Source organism: Chitinimonas sp., from assembly GCF_041904975.1.
In the GTDB taxonomy this organism is placed as follows: Bacteria; Pseudomonadota; Gammaproteobacteria; order Burkholderiales; family Chitinimonadaceae; genus Chitinimonas.
The window spans coordinates 1-19,084 of record NZ_JAYRLZ010000057.1 but is presented as its reverse complement, the minus strand read 5'-3'; the positions used below and the strand labels follow the sequence as shown (position 1 = coordinate 19,084).

Here is a 19,084-nt window from a genome sequence, read left to right as displayed (position 1 = left end):
CACGCCGTTCGGGCAACGCAACGGATCGCTGTAGGAACCGTTGGTATTGTTACCGGCGGTAAACGGCAGCAGGTTTTCATACAGGGTTGGCGCGCGGAAGCCTTGCGCGGCCGAAGCGCGAACCAGCAAGGACTTGGTCGGCGTCCAACGTACGCCAACCTTGGGGCTGAACTTGTTGAAGGCAGTACCGAAGTCGTTCTTGTAATTGTCGTAGCGGCCAGCCAGCGACAATTCCAGATCCTTGTAGGCAGGAACCGAGAATTCGCCAAACAGGGCGTTTACCTTACGGCTGCCGGTCACGCTAGGAATCGGACCAGCACCACCAACCTGGTCACCCGAGGCCAACACCGGCGCGGAGAACTGCGACAAGGTTTCCTTGCGGTAGGAACCACCGAAGGCAAAGCCGACCGGACCATATGCCAGCTGGAAGATTTCCTTGGATGCACGGAAATCGAATTCATCCGACTTGGAAACGCTGTCGCTTTGCAGTTTGCCAGCAAGCGTTGCCGATTCCAGTGCGGCCAGACTCTTGGCGTCCTGCGAGCCGAATACATTGATCTCACCGGCATTGATCAGCGGGGTCAGCTTCTCGTAGCTGTACTGGCCGCTACCGAACTTGACGGTGACCTTGTTTTCGCCGTGGGTATAGGCAGTCTCATAGTCCCAATCGAACAGATTGCCCTTGAGGCCAAACAGATAACGATCCGAAGTGGTATCGGTGACATCGCCACGGCCGCCACCGGCAACGGTACGCCAGGTACCGGTCATCGGGCCCTTCGGTGTTACGACCAGGTCACGATCCAGCGTCGTTTCCTTTGTAGTCACCGTGCCGTCGGCAAATTTATAACCTGCCGGCAAAACCAAGCCCTTGGGCAGGGTGAAGGACGTTGGGTAGAAGCGACCGGTGGCCGGGTAGGTCATGTTCTTGGTGTAAGGAGCTGGCGAATAGCGCGCTACCAAGTTGTCCTTTACCTGCATCGCTTCAGCGAAGAATTGATTGTCTTCATTCAGCTGGAACAGGAAGCGACCCAGTGCATTGTCGCTCTTCTTCTTCGGGATGATGTCGATGAACTTCACGAAGTCCGTACCACAGGAAGTGTCACCGTTCACCGCCAAGGCGAATTCCGGGAAGTTACAGTTCTTGTAGCGATACGGGTTGACGTTGGCGTACGAGTTGCCCAACGAGTCAGTAAAACGGAAATTCGGAATACCGTTGCGCGGGGAGGCCTTATTGATGCCGAGATCGGCGCGCACCGCAGTATTGGCGAACTTGCGATCGACGGACTTCAGTACATCGTCTTCTTCATGGCCAACGGTCGCGAAGATGTTGAAACGCTGGCTGGCGATATCGCCATAGCCGGCCGACACGGTGTACACCGTGACATCGCCACCGCCCTGATCAGTCTTGGTGCCATAGGCACTGACTTCGGCGCCTTGATAGTCTTTCTTTAGGATGAAGTTGATCACACCGGCAATGGCATCAGCACCGTACACAGCCGAAGCGCCATCGCGGAGGATTTCCACACGCTCAACTGCCGCGAGGGGGATGGAGTTCAAGTCCACAACAGGGTTGCCGCTGGCATAGTTGGCAACGCGACGGCCATTGAGCAGAACCAGGGTGTACTTGGACGGCAGGCCGCGCAGGCCAGCAGTGGAAGCAACACCGGTAGCACCGACGTTTTGGGAGGTAACCGTACCACCAAAATTCGACGGAATCAGGCTGACCAGATCTTGTGCCGTGGTGGCACCAGTACGCACCAGATCTTCCTTGGTGATGGTGGTAACCGGCAGGGCACCTTCCTTGGCGGTGCGCTTGATACTCGAACCGGTAACTTCAATACGCTCCGCCTTCTGCTCTTCAGCGTGTACTGCAGAAATGCCGGCAATGCCGATCAGGCCGATTGCATAGGCGAGTTGCTTCATTTTCATCAGAGTGATCTCCCCAATAGTGAGTCAGTTTGCTACCCGGACAGGCCTGGTCAGGCCAAAACACCGGAAACTGCACAAAACCATCCTGCCAGCGCCAACAGGCGCAAACGGATGGAGACCGGGACATACTACGTGCTGCGATTTGTCGGTCGCAATTGGCTAGCCAACATTTACAACATCGGCCGGTGAAATGTTGGTTTGTTGAGACAAACCGCAGCAACACTTTCCTGCCGGTGTGGCTGCACCATCCCGCCCTGCGAAGCAGTCGCCACCTGAGAAATGACGCTTGCAGCAGATCGTTTCGCTCATCGATCCGGACCATTTCGATCGATGTGTGAAAAACCAACACTCGAGACAAATTGTTGCACTAGAAACACAATAGAGTTGTTCATCGTCAGCAATTGAGCGAATACTTGCGGCACACACTTTCGGGTCTGCGCAGCGTGTAAATAGGCGCTCGTCTACGCAAATACATCCACGCCTATCAATTGATGTGGAGAGAAATTGCGATGAAAGCAACTCAGCTAGCGCTGGCTGTTGCGGCGATCGGCTTTGCCGGCGGTTTGTACGCCGATGAAGCCAGCCAGCATAAAACCGAAAAAATTGAAGTCACCGGCTCAAGCATCAAGCGGATCGCCAAGGAAGGCGCCGTTCCGGTTACCACCATTTCCAAAGAAGACATTGCCAAGACCGGCGCCACCTCGGTCACCGACCTGATCCAGAACCTGCCATCGATGCAGGGCTATATTGCCTCGTCGCAATCAGTGAACAGCGGCGGTGCCGGTATTACCAGTGCCGCACTGCATGCGCTGCAAAGCAAGTACACCCTGGTACTGCTCAATGGCCGGCGCATGGCTGCAGCCTATACCGGCGCAAACAACGGCAGCGCGGTCAATCTGGAATCGATTCCGCTTGCCTCGATCGAGCGCATCGAGGTTCTGACTGACGGCGCATCAGCCATTTACGGTGCCGATGCAGTGGCCGGCGTAGTCAACTTCATTCTGAAAAAGAACTACCAGGGCCTGGAAGTCAGTGCCACCACCAATCAGCCGCAAAAGAGCGGCGGCGAGAACAGCTCGGGCAATCTGGTCGCCGGCTTTGGCTCGATGGACACAGACGGCTTCAATATCCAGCTGTCCTACAGCCATGACGACCAAAAGAAGCTGCTGGCCAGCCAGCGCGATTTCACCAAGCAAGGCGGTGTGTTCCAGTTCGAGAACAATGGCAAAAAGTACTGGTACACGCAGTGGAGCTCGAACGCTGTTCCCGCCAATCTGCTGATCACCTTCGATAACGACATCGATAATTTCCAGAGCTTCTACAACCCGAATCGCCTGGAGACCGGCGACTGCCCCGCGCCGGGCATCAAGCAAGGCACGCGCTGCCGCTACAACTACGCGGCCGTTGTAGACAATCAGCCTGAGTCGAAGCGCGACAGCTTCTTTCTGACCGGCCGCGCCAAGCTTGGCGGCTCGTTCACCGGCTTTGGCGAGCTGGCCTACACCGACTTCACCATGCGCGCCGCCTATGCGCCGCCAGCACAGCCACTGGGTGTGATCGACACCAGCCCAGGTGGCGCCTCACCCTACTCGATTCTGGACAATGCGACACTGGATCGCGCCGCGCGTGCCGCGTTCATCGATATGGAGGTTCCCGGCAACTACAGCCATGATCGCATCACCCAAGCCCAGGTGTGGACGCGGGTAGCCGATGCCGGTCGCCGTACCGACGATTACAAGACCAAGTCCTTCCATGGTGTTGCCGGCGTCGAGGGCAATTGGCTGGGTTGGGATGTATCGGCCAGCTTTACCCACTCCGAAGCGAAGTTCACCGACGAAGCGGTATCGGGCTATGTGGATAGCGCCAAGTTCAAGGAGATCATCCGCTCCGGCAAGTACGATCCTTTCCACTCCGCCCAAGGCTCGGCGGTTGACGCACTGGCGCCAGCCGTACTGCGTGGCAAGCTGAACGAGGCCAAGTCGACGCTGGACGTGCTGACGCTCAAGGCATCGGGCGAAGCCTTCCAGATGCCGGAGGGCGCCGCCATGTTCGGTGGCGGCGTTGATATCGTGCGCCAGGGCTATACCGGATCACCTAGCGTTATCTACCAAGGCGGCACCAACTATCGCACCCGCCTGCCCGATGGCACCTCGTTGGCCAATACCGCCATTGGCGGCTCGGCAGGTCAGCTGCCATTCGACACCACCCGCGATGTATGGGGCACCTATGGCGAATTGCTGCTGCCGGTCCACCGGACGCTGGAGCTATCGACCGCCCTGCGTTACGACCACTACAGCGCCGCCAAGAATGCCAAGGGTTTTGACGAGACCCGCGATGCCGCCGGCAATATCACGTCGCTGACTGAACACAACGGCTCGACCACCGAGGGCAATTCGTTCAGCCGCGCCACCTTCAAGATCAGCGGCCGCTGGACACCGAACAATTCCACCTTGATCCGCGCCTCGTATGGCACTGGTTTCCGCGCACCGGAACTGCAGGACATCACCAATCCGACCGCCTTCCTCGGCAGCACCAACGGTACGTACAGCTGCCCCTTCCCCGGCACGCTGGGTTGCCAGGGCGAAGCCCAATACGATCTGCTGCAACAGGGCAACAAGGCTACCGGTGCCAATGGCCTCAAGCCGGAGCGCTCTACCCAGTGGTCGATGGGTGGCCGGTTCGAGCCAAGCAAGTCAGTTTCGCTTGGTCTTGATTTGTGGAATGTGGAAATCAAGGATCAGATCCAGCCGCTGAATGAGGCAACGGCCTTTGCCAATGCCGGCGCTTACAAGAAGTTCTTCACGGTAATCAACGACCCGACCGGCGGATTCAAGTCCTGGGCCTTCAGCCAGCAACCGATCAATCTGTCGCGTGCCGAATACCAGGGCATTGATTGGGACCACACCTTCCGCACGCCATTCTTCGGCACCAAGCTGAGCGCGCAATGGACCGGTACCTATATGCTCAAGGCGCGCTATACCGATGGCGCAACCGGCCAGTGGAAGTCCAGCCTGGGTCGCTATGGCGACGACAACAACGTGGTATCGCGGGTGGTGACGACCTTGTCGCTCACCGATGTGTGGGGCGCCTTCACCAATACCTTTGCCCTGCACTACAAGAGCGGTTATCACGACCAGGAGTTCAAGGCTGATGACGCCGTCATCCGCGCCATCACCGCCACCGGAGGATTCGGCGGCGCACTGGCATTCGGCGCCGCCTGCTCTGCCGACGATGCCAAAACCAAGGGCTGCGATCCAACCGGTCGCGATGTCGCATCGTATTCGACACTGGACTGGCAGACCCGCTACACCGGCTTCAAGAACCTGACTCTGACCGGCGGCATCAAGAATCTGTCGGATCGTAAACCGCCTCTGTCCCTGCAAAACGCCGGCGCCGGTAACTCCTCCGGCTACGACGGTCGCTATGCCGATGCACTGGGCAGGGTGTATTACCTGACGGTGGGCTACAAGTTCTTCTGATCGGCCATTAGCAAGACCTGAAAGACAAACGCCCCGGCTAAACCGGGGCGTTTGTTTTTCCAAGCTTAGTGCGACAGATCGAGCAAAGGCTGGATCTGCTTGAGCAAGCCGGCGAGATGCGGCATGACCAGATCACGTTCACCCTTGGCCAGCAGTGCCAAGGCTTGGTCCACCGACATGGAGCCTGCTGCCGGCGCCTGGAATTGATTGCCGCCCGCTACCGTTGCCTGCGCCAGACGCTCGGCCGCCACCGCCAGCAATTGCTCGAACGAAGCCGCACCATCAGCCTGGGCATTGGCAATACCGACGCTGGCAGTAACACGCAACTGCCGCCCGCGGAAATTCACCTTGGCCGCCGCGATGGTATCGCGCAAGCGCGCCGCATAGATCAGCGCACCATCGAGGTCGGCATACAACACCACGCCAAAGCGCGGGCCACCAAGGCGCGACAGGGTTTCTTCCTTGCGCAGCCGGCCGGCCACCATCTTCGCCACCAGCCCGATCAGCTGGTCAGCGACGTTTTCGCCCAACTCGCCGGACAAGGTATCGAACTCATCGATTTCGAACAGCACCACCGTGGTATCGCCGTGATAGCGCACGCCACGCGCCAGCGCCTTTTCGCCCTCGAGACGCAGCAGATGGCTGGTGCCGACGCCGGTCTGGGTATCGAGGGTAACCGTCTTCGCCTGCATTTCTTCACTATGGCGCAGGTCGCGCTCGGTCCGCGCCAGCTTTACCGCCGCTGACACCCGCGCCACCATTTCGGCGCGATCGGTGGACTTGGTGACAAAGTCATTGGCGCCGCGATCCACCGCAAGGTTTTTCGTCTCGCCATCTTCTTCGCCGGAAATGATGATCACCGGCATATGCTTGATACGCAGATCAGCCGACTTGCGCACCCGCGCCAGCAGACCGAAGCCATCCAGCCGCGGCATGCTCAGGTCGCTCATCAACACCATGATGTCGGGGTCAGCCATCAGGCGCGCCCAGCCGGCCTCGCCATCCGCCTCTTCGATGATGTCAAAACTGGTGGACAGGTGCTTTTTGACCGTCGCGCGCACAATGCGCGAATCATCTACGACCAGGATACGGGGCAAGGGAGGAGTCAATTCGGAAGTCATGATGGTCATCTCGTTGTGCAGCCTGAAATCTAGCATACCGATCAGCGTGACAATGTTGCATGGCGAAGATTCCCTTGCCGATAATGGCAGAGCCCCTTCCAGCCTGCCGTCTTGCGGAGTACCCGATGTCGACCTGCCGCATTCATGTTTCGGTCTTTCCACTGGGCTCGAGCGAACCCCGACGCGTACTTGCCGCCGTGCGCGATGTTTGGCACAGCCCATCGTGGATTTCACAGCGTCAATTCAAGGGCGGCTGGCTGGTGGAAACCCTGAGTGAAGGCGTACTACCGGATCAAGACAACCAGGCAGAATTCTCGCAAAAGCTGTCGATTGCCATCTGGCAGAGGCTAGGCCGCTATGTGAAGGTGGTTATCGATGTCAGTATCGATGAATCCGATGCCTGCCACCGCCAGGAGCTCAATCGCAGCGACTACCTCAAGCTGATGCGCATCATCTGAAGCCAGCGCACTTCAGGCTGCTGCCCCAAAAAACAAAAGCCCACTCCAAGGAGTGGGCTTTTCGACATACGATGCTGGCCAGCAAATCGCTTGTCTATGTCCTGCTTAGGCCATTGCCTTGACGGCGGCAGCCAGGCGGCTCTTGTGACGAGCGGCCTTGTTCTTGTGGAAGATGCCCTTGTCGGCGATGCGATCGATGGTGCTCGATGCAGCCTTGAACACTTCAGCAGCTGCGGCCTTGTCGCCAGCTTCAACGGCCTTCAGTACGCGCTTGACTGCGGTACGGAATTCCGAGCGTTGGCTCATATTGTGAAGGCGCGCCGAGGCGGCCTGACGGGCACGCTTGCGGGCTTGTGCGCTGTTTGCCATTTAAATCAACTCCTTAAACCGGTAAAAGACTATCGCGAAGCCGGGCATTATGCCCACACTGCGATCAAATTGCAATGATCGCGTACACTAGGGCCGATTCACCACATCCCTGTCCCAGCCGGCCCCATGAACCTATTGAAAGCACTCGCCCGCACCAGCAGCATGACCATGCTGTCGCGCATTCTCGGCTTTGTCCGTGATGCGATGAATGCCCATCAGTTCGGCGCAAGTCCGGCCTTCGATGCATTTACCGTCGCCTTCATGCTGCCCAATATGTTGCGGCGCATTTTTGCCGAAGGCGCTTTTTCCCAAGCGTTTGTCCCGCTTCTAGCCGAATACAAGACCCAGCGCGGCGATGACAGCGCCCGTGCATTCGTGGCGCGGGTATCGGGCTTACTCGGCATCATCTTGCTGATCATCACCATCATCGCGGTGATTGCCTCGCCGTGGATCGTGATGCTGGCCGCCTCCGGCTTTACCAAAACGCCAAGCAAGCTCGATCTGGCCATCACGCTTACCCGCATCACCTTTCCTTATATCTTGCTGATTTCGTTGTCGTCGCTAGCAGGCAGCGTACTCAATTGCTGGAATCAGTTCAGCGTACCTGCGTTCACGCCCACGCTGCTCAATATCTCCATGATCGGCTTTGGCGTGTTGCTGGCGCCTTTTACCAGCCAGCCCATCGTGGCACTGGCCATTTCGGTGGTGATAGGCGGCGTGTTGCAGCTGGCATTCCAGCTACCCTTTCTGTGGAAAATCGGGATGCTTGCCTGGCCCAAACTTGACTGGCGCGATGACGGCGTGTGGCGGGTGCTTAAATTGATGGGGCCAGCGATTTTCGGCGTGTCGATCGCACCGATCAGCGTTTTGCTCAGCCGCAACTTTGCCTCGCACTTGCCGGATGGCACCATGAGCTGGATGTATAACGCCGACCGTCTGATGGAATTGCCCACCGGCGTATTGGGCGTGGCGCTTGGCACCATCTTGCTCCCCAGCCTTTCGAAACTACAGACCAGCGGCCAGCGCGACGAATACTCGGCAATGCTGGACTGGGGACTGCGCCTGACCGCCATCTTGGCGGTGCCGGCCACCGTTGCACTAGCGGTCATCGGCAAACCGCTGGTTGCCACCTTGTTCCTGCATGGCCAATACCGCGCGTTTGATGTACTGATGACCGAGCGCGCGCTAGCGGCCTATGCGGTTGGCCTGTTGGGCTTGATCAGCATCAAGGTGTTGGCGCCCGCCTATTACGCGCGCCAGGACATCAGGACACCGGTCAAGATCGGCATCGTCACACTGCTGCTTACCCAATTGCTCAACAGCCTGTTCTTCTTCTTTACGCCGCTAGCCCATGCCGGCCTTGCCCTGGCGATCAGCCTCGGCGCCTGCGCCAATGCGGGCCTGCTGTTCGCGGGATTGCGCCGCACCAATACCTTCATCCCTCAGCCTGGCTGGGGAAAATTCTTGCTGCAGCTTCTCTTTGCCGTTGCTGCCATGGCACTTGTCCTGCAAATTGCGCAACACCTGCTGGGCAACTGGTTGACGGGCGGATCAACCGTCCGCGCCTTCAAGCTGGCTGTACTGGTGACAGCAGGGGCTTGCGTCTATTTCGCCGCGCTTTACCTGCAGGGTTTTCGACCGCGCAGCTTTATGCGCCGCGCAGTGTGATTCCGGCCATTCAAACCAGCGTTCCTATCCACTAGACTCAGCACCTTTCAAACGAGGAGCACACCATGAAGGCATTTCTGATCGGCTTGTTTGCAACGCTGGTATCACTAAGCACGCTAGCAGCCAGCCCCACACCGCCCACCTGCATCGCCATCGACAGCAATACTGACTTTCTGGCACGCGCCACCGGCGGTGGCATGTCGCTGCGCGGCAATAGCTGCACCACGCTCGACGCCAGCGGCCAGCTGAGCAGCTGGAACTGGAATGGCACCCTGACCTTCAACAACTATGCGCCAAGCAATGCGGGCGGCTTCACCGCAAATGGTGCGCTGACCTTCGCCCTGTCGCAGGATCTGCGCAACGGCACCCTGACAGGCAGCTACAACGGCCCGGTCAGCTATAGCTATCGCGGCGCCACCTACAATGTGGTGTTCAACAATCTGGTGGTGAATCTGGCAAGCAGCGGCGGCAACATCACCCCGACCAGCACCTCGGGCACTGTATCGGTCAATGGCGTTACGTATCCCGCCGGTACCTGGATCTGGGCCTATCTGTTCTGAGTCAGACAGCGACCGCATGCCGCCCTCGCCGGCGGCATTTTTTTTGCCATTGCCGGGTGCGGGCAAGTTCCGCCACTATGTTGAATACCCCGATCACCTCATCAAGGAGTTGCCATGGAACTCTCGCATCGCGTCCAGGCCATCAAGGAATCTCCCACACTTGCCATCACCGCCAAAGCGCAGAAACTGAAGGCAGAAGGGCGTGATGTCATTGCCTTGGCAGCCGGCGAGCCCGACTTCGACACCCCCGCTCACATCAAGGCAGCCGCCATTGCGGCCATCGAGCAGGGTTTCACCAAATACACGCCGGTATCCGGCACGCCCGGCCTCAAATCCGCCATCATCAGCAAATTCAGGCGCGACCAAGGGCTGGACTATACCGCCCGGCAAATTCTGGTGTCCTGCGGCGGCAAGCAGAGCTTTTACAATCTGGCACAGGCCTATCTCAATACCTGCGACGAGGTGATCATCCCGGCGCCTTACTGGGTGTCGTATCCCGATATGGTGATCCTGGCCGAAGGCAAGCCGGTGGTGGTGAGCTGCGGAATCGACCAGGGCTTCAAGATCAGTCCGGCGCAGCTGGAGGCTGCCATCACGCCGCGCACCAAGCTGCTGGTACTCAATTCTCCGTCCAATCCCACCGGCGCGGTGTACACCATCGACGAGCTACGTGCCTTGGGTGAAGTACTGAAGCGCCATCCGGACGTGCTGATTGCCTCAGACGATATGTACGAGCATGTGATGCTGGGCGACACCCGCTTTGCCAACATCCTCAATGCCTGCCCGGAACTGTATCCGCGCACCATTTTGCTCAATGGCGTTTCCAAGGCGTATTCGATGACCGGCTGGCGTATCGGCTATGCCGCAGGGCCGGAGGTGCTGATCAAGGCGATGGAAAACATTCAGTCCCAGTCTACGTCCAACCCGACCTCGATTTCGCAAGTCGCCGCAGAAGCCGCGCTGAATGGCCCGCAGGCCGAGTGCTTCGCGCCGATGCTGGCAGCCTTCAATCAACGCCATGAGTTTGTCGTGGCACGTTTCAACCAGATTCGTGGCCTGCACTGTCTCAAGGCAGGAGGCGCCTTCTATGCCTTTGTCGACGCACGCGGGGCAATCGACAATCTGCACCGGGAAGGCAAGCTGGCAGCCCCCACCGATCTGGCCTTGGCCAGCTATCTACTGGAAGCGCAAGATGTCGCGGTAGTGCCGGGCTCGGCCTTTGGTGCCGACGGTTATTTCCGCATCAGCTTCGCCACCAGCATGGGCAATCTTGAAAAAGCCCTGGCGCGAATTGAGGTCGCCCTGGCGTAGCAGGCTGGCTAGCCAGGGTCGGGCTGAGGCTAGTCAGGCACTGACCCGGATAAAGCGCGCAGGCAGCGGATGCCGGCGCGCTTTATTCTTGAGGGCTTCATTGCAACTGCCAGAGACCGTAAAGGGGCTTGCGCTGGCTGGCTTATTTGTCGCGTGTCGGTCGCGGTGCGGAAACCGGGCAATTGCCTTGCTCGTCACAGCCACGCAGGCGCTGCAAGAATGTGCGCTTGTCGACCTTATCGGCCTGAGGCTCCGCATGCACTGTCTCGGGCACCGCCTGCGGGCCTGAACGCGCCGGTGCCGGATCCGATGCCGGCTTGGCCGCCACCATCGCAGCCGGGGAAGGTTGGCCGCGCTCGCTTGCCTTCGGCTTGGGCTTGGGCTTGTTCAGTTCGGCAGACTTGGCGGACTCACCGAGTCCGCCGGCCTTATCCGCGTCGTCCTGCTGGACCGGCTTGCTCGGCTCTGCCGGAGCAGGCGTTTCGATTCTGGGTTCGATAGCTGGCGCACTCGCAACCGGCTGCGGGCGAATCTCCGGCTGAACAGGCGCAACCTGGGTGAGCGCCGCCGGAACAGGTGCCGCTGCCGCATTGGCGTTGTAGGCGGCAAAAGCCCCCCACAGCAACGCTACCCCGATCACCCCCAAGCCCACCAGCAAGGACCAGCGCGGCACCGCCAAAACGGGCTGCTTGCCATTGCGTGCCACTGCCGGCTTCGATTCCACACCCGGCGACAGTAAAGCAGCCGGCGCCGGTTTCACATCAGCCTTCTTGGCCGAGCCGTCACTGGCGCGAAGCGCTGCACGCGCCTCGCGCGCCGTCTTGAAGCGCTGCTGTGGGTCTTTCTCCAGGCAACGCATCACCACGCCAGAGAGACGCTCGGGAATATCCGGGTGAGTCTGGCGCAGATCGGCTACCGGCTCATGCAGGATCTTGTAGGCAATGCTGGCCAGATGCTCACCATCAAACGGCCGGGTATTGGTAAGCAATTCATACAGCACGATGCCGGCGGCGAAAAGGTCGGCCCGCCCATCCACTTTCTTGCCCTCGATCTGCTCCGGTGCCATATGGCGTGGCGAGCCGACCAGGGTGCCGGTACGGGTCAGATCGCTGGCGGGTAAGAGGGCAATGCCGAAATCCGTGATCTTGAGTCGGCCATCCGGCGTCAGCATCAGATTGGCTGGCTTGATATCGCGGTGTACCACCTCATGCTCATGGGCGTAAGCCAGTGCGCCGAATAGCTGGTCAGCCAGCTTTTGTACACGGCCGACCGAAATTCGCACACCGCTATCGGTGAGGGCCTGCAGCGACTTGCCCTCGACAAACTCCATGGCGAGAAAAGCGTAGCCATCGATATCACCACACTCGTACACCGTGATGATGCCGGGGTGATTGAGCCGCGCTGCCGAGCGTGCCTCCTGCTGCAAACGTCCGGCATATTCGGCGCGCTCGCTGCTGGTCAGGCTAAGGCGCAGCACCTTGAGCGCAACCGTGCGATCCAGCCGCTGATCGACAGCCCGATAGACGATGCCCATGGCACCCTGGCCCACCTGGGCGTCGATACGATAATGACCGAGTGTTTGCATCGAACTATTTTAACGCAGCGATCTTGACGCCCATGTTGTGGTTACTGACATTGCAATCCGATAGCGCTTATACCATGCGCACCGGCCACAGCCCTTGATTGTAGCCATAGTTGGGCCACCACGGCCGAACAACCATCATCAGAAGCCACACCCCGCTCACTAAAATCGTCAGTCGCCACATATACGCCAAGCAACGCAATACGCACACACTGCCTGAAAGGCCGCGCCTGCCACCCAGCCACACCAGCCAGCCCTTGGCAAGCCCGGCCTAGTCTTCTCCGCCCTGCTCCATGTCCGCCAGCAGGATATTGAGCGCATCACTGGAGATGCGGATTTCGCTCAAGGACAGCGCCAGCGACACCAGCATGGCCAGCAGACTGATGCTGAACACCAGATGCGCCGCGTGCTGCAAGCCGAAGTAGATGAAAAACATGCACAGCACGCACAGGAACAAACTCGCCACGCCCACCGCCTGCATGCGCCGGATCAGAATCACCCGGCGACGCAGATTGTGGATCTGCCTTGCCACATTTTCGCGCGGCGCACGCTGGTAATCGTCATACAAGGTGCGGATCACGCTGGAGATGCCGAGAAACCGGTTGGTATAGGCCAGCAGCAACAGCGATATGGCCGGAAACAGCAAGGCAGGTACGCTGATCGTCAATTCCAAGGTGCGCCTCCCGGTGTATTCAGTCTTTACGCGCCGTCAAGCTGCGTAAATCGGCCGCAATGGTCTTGGCATAGGTCTTGGTGTCGACATCCTTGTAGAACTTGACCAGCCGCCCGGCTGGATCGATCAGATAGGTGTAGCGCTTTGCAAACTTGGCCACGCCGAGATTCATCAAAGCGCCATATTGCTCGGCAACCTTGCCATCGGTATCGGCGAGCAGGGTGAAGGGCAATTCATGCTGCTTGCCGAAACTGCGGATTGCCTCGACGCTATCCGTACTCACCCCGAGCACCTCGGCACCCAATGCCCGCAGCACGACAATATCATCGCGAAAACTACAGGCCTCTTCCGTGCAACCGGGCGTGCCGGCCTTGGGATAGAAATACAGCACCAGCCATTTTCCACGAAACTCATCGCTTGCCCTTGTCTTGCCGGTTTGATCGGCCAGCGAAAATGCCGGTACCACACTACCCGGCAACAACTCGGCATGAACCAGCACCGACAGCATGAGACTCAATACAAGCAATACGATTTTCATTGGCTTATCCCTTCAGTGTGAGCTCATTCTGCAAACTGCGCGGATTCCGGTAGAATGCGCGCCGCCTGCCTCTGTAGTTAAATGGATATAACGGCCCCCTCCTAAGGGGCAATTCTGGGTTCGATTCCCGGCGGGGGCGCCACAGCAGGTCGAATGCGCGATGGTAAGTGAAATCCCGCCGGCGCCCAATGCCGGAATGTCAACGCACAAATAGCCACACCGTCAGCACGCTTCCCACCAGTACGATGAATATGCGCAGGTAGCGCTCCGGCAAACGGTGTAACAACCAGTTTCCACAGCTGGCACCGACAACAGCCGCTACCGCCATGGTTGCGGCGATATGCCAGACAACCTGCCCCGAGCCGAGAAAAATCAGTACGGCCGATGCATTCATTACCATGGCCAGCATATTCTTGCTGGCTCCTGCGGCGCGGACGCCCAGACCTGCCAAGGTCAGCATGGCCAGCATCAAAAAGCCGATGCCGCCACCAAAATACCCCCCGTATATGGCAATCAGCCCCTGGATACCCAGCACCCACTTCGGCGCCAGCTTGCGCTGTGCGGCTACCGAGCGGCGACCGAAGCTTCCCCAGGCAAACATGGTGGTAGCAAACAACACCAGCCACGGAACCAGCTTGGCAAAGAAGGTCGGCGGCGTGATCAACAACAGCAAGGCACCTGCGATTCCGCCCAACAGGCTGACCAGTACCAGCCATCGAAACGGTACCGGTGGAACGCCTTCCACCAGCTTGCGCCCGGCCAGCCCCGAGGTGATCTGGCAAGGAAACAATGCCACCGTCGAGGTGATATTGGCAGCTATCGGATCCAGCCCTGCCAACAGCAAAGTCGGAAATGTAATGAACGAGCCACCACCGGCCAGCGTATTCTGGATGCCGGCATAAAACGCCACCAGCGCAAGAAGCCACAACAAGGCAAATCCCCAAACGATTGAATATGTTAACCAAGGCCAGCAATGATCAAGTCGTCAATGTGCCTGACTTGCTGCATCTGCCTGATTGATACCGAGTCGCAAGCCATCCGGGTTGGCCACCGTCACACGTTCATCAAATGGCGAAAACATCGGCTTGGCAGCATTTTCAAACCGGACCAGAATATCGTAATAGCTGCGTACATTCTCGACAAAGATGACCGTTTCACCACCACGCGCGAATCCATATTTAAGCGTGCTGAAGTATTCGTAATTCCGCAACAAGGGGACAACGGTTTTCAGATCATTCCATTTATTCGGATTCTTGCCTAAACGCTGCGCCAGCACGCGTGCATCTTCCAGATGTGCCGTTCCGATATTGTATGCCGCGAGCGCCAACCAGCTGCGATCCGGCTCGGCAATCTTGCCGGGTAATTGATTCTTCAGGACATCAATATACTTCGCGCCGCCCATGATGCTTTCAAGCGGATCGAGGCGATTGCCAACCCCCATGCGGTCGGCTGTATCGTTGGTCAGCATCATCAAACCGCGTACCCCATAGGCACTGGTCGCAAATGGATCCCAATGTGATTCCTGATAAGCAAGTGCGGCCAGCAAGCGCCAATCGGTGCCGTATTGCGCTTCGGCATTGATGAAATGTTTGCGGAATTTCGGCAATTCGGTAAGGCGACGTGCCAAAAACGTGCTGGCATCGATTGGCTGCAAGCGATTTGCACGGCCATAATATCGCTCGATCAGATTCGCCAGGGTACCGTCTTTCTGGGCGCGTTTGAAAAAGTCGTTCACTTGCCGCCCGAATTCATTCGGCACGCTTGAACTCCAGCCCCAGGTCAAGGGTACAGGGTCGCCAATATTAAAAGCGATACTGGCATCCGGATAATAATTCAGTGCAACGCTGATTGCATGCCGATCGGCAACGGCATAATCAATCAGGCCATTTGCGACTTTTTCAACTAATTCTTCCGCATCAAGGTATTCTGCTTCGTGCCAGCGCAGGCCAGGATGCTTGGCCTGCAGCGCCTTCAACGCCGGCACATAGATCGGCCCCGCCATCAACACGCCATCCAGATCAGCCGCACTGCGCGGCATATTGGCATCACTGCGATACACCAGCGCCGGTTGCAAGGCGTAGTAACTGGGGCCGATGTTCACCCCCTTGGCCAACCCGCTCGGCATGCCCACCCCAAGATGCGCCTCGCCGCGCAACAGGCGCGCGGGAATATCTGCCACCTTGGGCGCAACCACCAGTTTGACCTTTACCCCGATCTGTTTGGCGAACTGGGTAACCAGGTCATATTCAAGACCGGCATACTTGCCCTCGGCATCCACATAGAAGCTATTGGCGCCATTGCGCACCAGCACCACCAATTCGCCCTGCTCCTGCAATCGCGGCACCGGGCGGAATGCCTCTTCCTCCGGCGCTTGATCGCAGGCACTGGTCAGCAATAGCAGGCAAATCAGCCATCGACGCAGCATAGGCACTCCCCAAACCGGAGCGATTGTGCCATGGCAGGCGGCCTGACCGGCAATCAACGTACAACACTTGACAAGCCAGATTCAGGAAACCATAATGCGCGACTTCGAGCCGGAGAGGTGGCAGAGTGGTCGAATGTACCTGACTCGAAATCAGGCGATGTGGCAACGCATCCGTGGGTTCGAATCCCACCCTCTCCGCCAGTGTTGTAGCAAAGACGCCCCTTTCGGGGCGTTTTTCATTTCTACTCGCATTCCTATCCGTGGCGGAATCGCCGACTACACGCTGATTGGCAATAGCGTTGACGCATGCCCCTTTGTCTAAGCATCAACACGGGCGCGCATCCACACTAGCCGTTGAACAGGGTCAAGCGCTACCGAAAACGATTTTCCGGTCAAAAAGCGCAATGCTGCGACAATTGCGTGCCCATTAGATGCTGATTCGGGGGTTCAATTGTCGCCGTTGAAACCGTCAACATACGCCATTGCCACCAGCTTGATAATGCCAAGTGCAGACTGATCGATCTTGCGTAACAAGCTTTCATCGAAATAGTCAAACAAGTTATTGGCAAACACAATTGATTGATCGCGTATCCAGCCAAGCGATTGCGCCCCGATGGCTTCAAGTGCCCTGGTCTGACGGAGCTGAAACCCCATCTCTCTGGCCGGACCATCGGCGTCCAAATACCAGGTCACGAGTGTCGGGCAGTATGCACAGATCACGGGCCACATTACATTCAAGCGCATCAAGGTATCCCAAGCGGCATGGTCATCCTGAAACTCCTCCGGCTTGAGAGCGCGGGTGAATACAAGTAGCGCCCCAAGGAGGTCGTAGTCATCCCAATGCGTCGATTCGATATCATTCCACCCATCCTCCTGGGCGGGGTGACAACCGGCCAGCCACCAGCCAACTGCAATCTGCGCCGCCAGATTACCTTCGCTACGAAGACGTACTTGTAAATCTTTTACTGCTCCCAACATCCCTTCTATGTTCTGCACGAACTGTGGGGACGCCAAGAACTGATCGAAAGCCAGGCAGTCCATCCCTGGCCAGAGCGCATACAACGCTTCTTTCTGCGACACCATAACGCCAGTTGCCTTGGTGACAAAGCAATCGGCAGGGAACATGTCCTTGCCTGTCGCCAGCGTCTCTCGCGACCGACCTTCGGCTTTCGTCGGAATCAGCTCGACGATTTGCAGGAAAGGCGCCAGATCCTTCACCTCATTGATGGCCATCAGTTCATGCACGCGACGGCCTTGCAAGGCTTCGTTCCACAGCTCAATCAACCTGGAATCCACGGCAGCATGGCGACCACTGGGTAGTTGGGGCATGACAGGCACTCCTCTGGTGAGCAATGTTTTCGCTAAACGGTCCCTGAGCAATTTCGCACATGGGTAGCTCACAACATAAGCTCGGGCGCATCAACCGTGCGCCCCGAATGAGAGCCGATTCAATTTGCCACTGTCAGGGTTGATCCGCTGAAGCTGATTGCATCGCTTGTCTGTGGGGTTGTCACCAAGGCCGGCAGGGCGGAAGCGCCGAGGCTGTCTGTTGCCAGTGCACGCGGGGTGGTACGTACTACCTGGCTAGCTGGCAGCGGCGCGCCTGCTGTCAGGTTGTTCCACACTGCATCCATGGCCCGATTGAAATACACATGCAGCGGAATAAACCGCGTCTGGAAACCTGCCAAGCCGAGGAAGCTGTCAAAGTGCTGGCCATTGGTCACCTCGATATAACGCAGCCTGGATGTTGCGCCCTCTGCCTTTTGATTGGCGGCGAAATAGGCGCGGCTGGCATGGTTGACCGGGATCAGGGCATCGGAGCGACCCGCGACGATCACCGCTGGTTTGCCGCGCAGATTGGCACTGGCTTGCACCTGTGCGACGCCAGCGGCCACCCGGTCGGCCTGCGCTTTCATGTCGCCGGTCAACACTGCACCGGACACCGGATCCTTGCCGGTAGCCAGGGCACGCAGGCACAACGCGCCGTCAATGTTGTAATCAGCCACCTTGGTCGATGGCGACACCGAGAGGCTATCCGCCCTCGCACCACCCACGGCATTGTTATTGATGATGCCAAGCCCGCCCACCGCATAGCCGGGCACGCCGTTGCCATTGGCAAAAGCCACAGCCAAGCCGGCAGCCGGGGCAACAACCGCACCCGTGGCATCGGAATACCCATAGCTGTAGCCGCAGATATTGTCTTTGACCGAGAATTTGCCATAGGCATTGACATAGGCCAGGGTCACGCTCAGCGTTGCCAGTCCGAAATGGGCGCCATGCAGCGAGTCCGACTCGGCCAGATAGCCATAGCTTCGCATCCGGGCCAGCGCGTCGTTCGCCTGTTCGGCCAGCGAGGCACCGTTTAGCAGACCCTTGGCCGCGAGGGAAGCGCAGCGAGCCGCACCGGCGCTTGCATTGGTAGCCGCACCAAATGCCGAATTGGCGCCACTGGCCGCAGCTGCCTGCGCCGCACAGGGTTGGTACAGGTTGGCAAAAGTGAAATAGTCCACCAGGGTTTTGCCGATGGCAGGCTGCACCACGCTGCCTTGCTGAATCACCAATCCCGCCACGCTGGCAGGCTGGATTTGCGGCTCGCTTACCGCCACGCCGCTGATCAGGCCTTGGGTGTCTTGCTCCGCCGCCAACAGTGCCGCCCCGGCGCCATTGGAGGCACTCGATGCAATCACCGTCGTCTTGCCGGCCACCGCCACATTGGCCAGCCTGGACGTGCCGTCGCTGCCGGCATCGCCAAATTTGTCGTTGATTACATAAAACGCAAACTGCACAGCGCGCAAGGTGTCGCGCCCCCAGTCTTTTTCAGGGTTTTGCTGCGAATGCACATGCTTGATGGCCAGGCGGTTGGGGAAGGCGGCGTTATAGCTTGTCAGCTCTGCATCGGAGAGCGCCGCTGCAAAATTTGCCTTGGTTCCGGCGGCTTTGCGCGAAGCACGCGTGCCGTCGATCAGGTTCA

15 protein-coding genes and 2 tRNA genes are annotated in these 19,084 nt (G+C 58.5%); 7 read left to right on the top strand and 10 right to left on the bottom strand.

The features are described 5' to 3' along the window. The coding region (locus tag ACE3OH_RS07835; RefSeq protein ID WP_374350452.1) for a TonB-dependent receptor plug domain-containing protein at positions 1-1,929 on the bottom strand (1,929 nt) is incomplete at its 3' end. A gap of 509 nt (positions 1,930-2,438) precedes the next feature. Between ACE3OH_RS07835 and ACE3OH_RS07830 the strand changes: the two genes are divergently transcribed. After that, positions 2,439-5,408 (top strand): TonB-dependent receptor domain-containing protein, encoded by a 2,970-nt coding sequence (locus ACE3OH_RS07830; protein WP_374350450.1) that lies wholly within the window; start codon positions 2,439-2,441, stop codon positions 5,406-5,408. A 65-nt stretch (positions 5,409-5,473) separates the two neighbouring features. Here the strand turns inward: ACE3OH_RS07830 and ACE3OH_RS07825 are convergent, their stop codons facing one another. Beyond that, a complete protein-coding gene (locus ACE3OH_RS07825; RefSeq protein ID WP_374350448.1) occupies positions 5,474-6,529 on the bottom strand; it encodes a diguanylate cyclase in 1,056 nt (351 codons plus the stop codon). Between the two features lie 125 nt (positions 6,530-6,654). Here ACE3OH_RS07825 and ACE3OH_RS07820 point away from each other — a divergent pair, with 125 nt between their 5' ends. Then, a complete protein-coding gene (locus ACE3OH_RS07820; protein ID WP_374350445.1) occupies positions 6,655-6,987 on the top strand; it encodes a hypothetical protein in 333 nt (110 codons plus the stop codon). Between the two features lie 105 nt (positions 6,988-7,092). Here the strand turns inward: ACE3OH_RS07820 and rpsT are convergent, their stop codons facing one another. Next, a complete protein-coding gene (gene rpsT / locus ACE3OH_RS07815; protein WP_374350443.1) occupies positions 7,093-7,356 on the bottom strand; it encodes a 30S ribosomal protein S20 in 264 nt (87 codons plus the stop codon). A gap of 126 nt (positions 7,357-7,482) precedes the next feature. Between rpsT and murJ the strand changes: the two genes are divergently transcribed. The 3 genes from murJ to ACE3OH_RS07800 all read left to right on the top strand — a co-directional run bounded on the left by murJ (position 7,483) and on the right by ACE3OH_RS07800 (position 10,895). Further along, positions 7,483-9,024, top strand: coding sequence for a murein biosynthesis integral membrane protein MurJ (gene murJ, locus ACE3OH_RS07810; protein WP_374350440.1), 1,542 nt, complete (start codon positions 7,483-7,485; stop codon positions 9,022-9,024). A 65-nt stretch (positions 9,025-9,089) separates the two neighbouring features. Further along, on the top strand, positions 9,090-9,584 hold the full coding sequence (locus tag ACE3OH_RS07805; protein WP_374350437.1) for a hypothetical protein: 495 nt from the start codon (positions 9,090-9,092) through the stop codon (positions 9,582-9,584). Between the two features lie 114 nt (positions 9,585-9,698). After that, positions 9,699-10,895, top strand: coding sequence for a pyridoxal phosphate-dependent aminotransferase (locus ACE3OH_RS07800; protein WP_374350435.1), 1,197 nt, complete (start codon positions 9,699-9,701; stop codon positions 10,893-10,895). Between the two features lie 142 nt (positions 10,896-11,037). Here ACE3OH_RS07800 and ACE3OH_RS07795 read toward each other — a convergent pair whose 3' ends face one another. The 3 genes from ACE3OH_RS07795 to ACE3OH_RS07785 all read right to left on the bottom strand — a co-directional run bounded on the left by ACE3OH_RS07795 (position 11,038) and on the right by ACE3OH_RS07785 (position 13,688). Further along, entirely contained in the window at positions 11,038-12,480 is a 1,443-nt protein-coding gene (locus ACE3OH_RS07795) for a protein kinase (protein WP_374350433.1), read from the bottom strand. Between the two features lie 268 nt (positions 12,481-12,748). After that, on the bottom strand, positions 12,749-13,150 hold the full coding sequence (locus ACE3OH_RS07790) for a DUF2721 domain-containing protein (protein WP_374350429.1): 402 nt from the start codon (positions 13,148-13,150) through the stop codon (positions 12,749-12,751). A 19-nt stretch (positions 13,151-13,169) separates the two neighbouring features. Then, entirely contained in the window at positions 13,170-13,688 is a 519-nt protein-coding gene (locus tag ACE3OH_RS07785; protein WP_374350427.1) for a peroxiredoxin, read from the bottom strand. A 67-nt stretch (positions 13,689-13,755) separates the two neighbouring features. Between ACE3OH_RS07785 and ACE3OH_RS07780 the strand changes: the two genes are divergently transcribed. Continuing rightward, positions 13,756-13,830: transfer RNA gene (locus tag ACE3OH_RS07780), tRNA-Arg, on the top strand. 57 nt (positions 13,831-13,887) lie between these two features. Here the strand turns inward: ACE3OH_RS07780 and ACE3OH_RS07775 are convergent. Further along, positions 13,888-14,619, bottom strand: coding sequence for a sulfite exporter TauE/SafE family protein (locus ACE3OH_RS07775; protein WP_374350424.1), 732 nt, complete (start codon positions 14,617-14,619; stop codon positions 13,888-13,890). 54 nt (positions 14,620-14,673) lie between these two features. Beyond that, positions 14,674-16,113 (bottom strand): membrane-bound lytic murein transglycosylase MltF, encoded by a 1,440-nt coding sequence (gene mltF / locus ACE3OH_RS07770; protein WP_374350422.1) that lies wholly within the window; start codon positions 16,111-16,113, stop codon positions 14,674-14,676. 111 nt (positions 16,114-16,224) lie between these two features. Here mltF and ACE3OH_RS07765 point away from each other — a divergent pair. Continuing rightward, positions 16,225-16,314 (top strand) — tRNA-Ser (locus ACE3OH_RS07765). Positions 16,315-16,560: 246 nt separating this feature from the next. On the opposite strand, the gene ACE3OH_RS07760 is transcribed toward ACE3OH_RS07765, so the two are convergent. After that, positions 16,561-17,442, bottom strand: coding sequence for a hypothetical protein (locus ACE3OH_RS07760; protein ID WP_374350419.1), 882 nt, complete (start codon positions 17,440-17,442; stop codon positions 16,561-16,563). A gap of 119 nt (positions 17,443-17,561) precedes the next feature. Continuing rightward, a partial coding sequence (locus tag ACE3OH_RS07755) for a 3-hydroxybutyrate oligomer hydrolase family protein (protein WP_374350417.1) occupies positions 17,562-19,084 on the bottom strand: 1,523 nt, incomplete at its 5' end.

What these genes read in the sequence shown, in the direction of transcription:
- ACE3OH_RS07830 (WP_374350450.1), top strand. Translation starts at nt 2,439, where the DNA reads ATGAAAGCAACTCAGCTAGCGCTGGCTGTTGCGGCGATCGGCTTTGCC.
- ACE3OH_RS07825 (WP_374350448.1), bottom strand. Translation starts at nt 6,529, where the DNA reads ATGACTTCCGAATTGACTCCTCCCTTGCCCCGTATCCTGGTCGTAGAT.
- ACE3OH_RS07820 (WP_374350445.1), top strand. Translation starts at nt 6,655, where the DNA reads ATGTCGACCTGCCGCATTCATGTTTCGGTCTTTCCACTGGGCTCGAGC.
- rpsT (WP_374350443.1), bottom strand. Translation starts at nt 7,356, where the DNA reads ATGGCAAACAGCGCACAAGCCCGCAAGCGTGCCCGTCAGGCCGCCTCG.
- murJ (WP_374350440.1), top strand. Translation starts at nt 7,483, where the DNA reads ATGAACCTATTGAAAGCACTCGCCCGCACCAGCAGCATGACCATGCTG.
- ACE3OH_RS07805 (WP_374350437.1), top strand. Translation starts at nt 9,090, where the DNA reads ATGAAGGCATTTCTGATCGGCTTGTTTGCAACGCTGGTATCACTAAGC.
- ACE3OH_RS07800 (WP_374350435.1), top strand. Translation starts at nt 9,699, where the DNA reads ATGGAACTCTCGCATCGCGTCCAGGCCATCAAGGAATCTCCCACACTT.
- ACE3OH_RS07795 (WP_374350433.1), bottom strand. Translation starts at nt 12,480, where the DNA reads ATGCAAACACTCGGTCATTATCGTATCGACGCCCAGGTGGGCCAGGGT.
- ACE3OH_RS07785 (WP_374350427.1), bottom strand. Translation starts at nt 13,688, where the DNA reads ATGAAAATCGTATTGCTTGTATTGAGTCTCATGCTGTCGGTGCTGGTT.
- mltF (WP_374350422.1), bottom strand. Translation starts at nt 16,113, where the DNA reads ATGCTGCGTCGATGGCTGATTTGCCTGCTATTGCTGACCAGTGCCTGC.
- ACE3OH_RS07760 (WP_374350419.1), bottom strand. Translation starts at nt 17,442, where the DNA reads ATGCCCCAACTACCCAGTGGTCGCCATGCTGCCGTGGATTCCAGGTTG.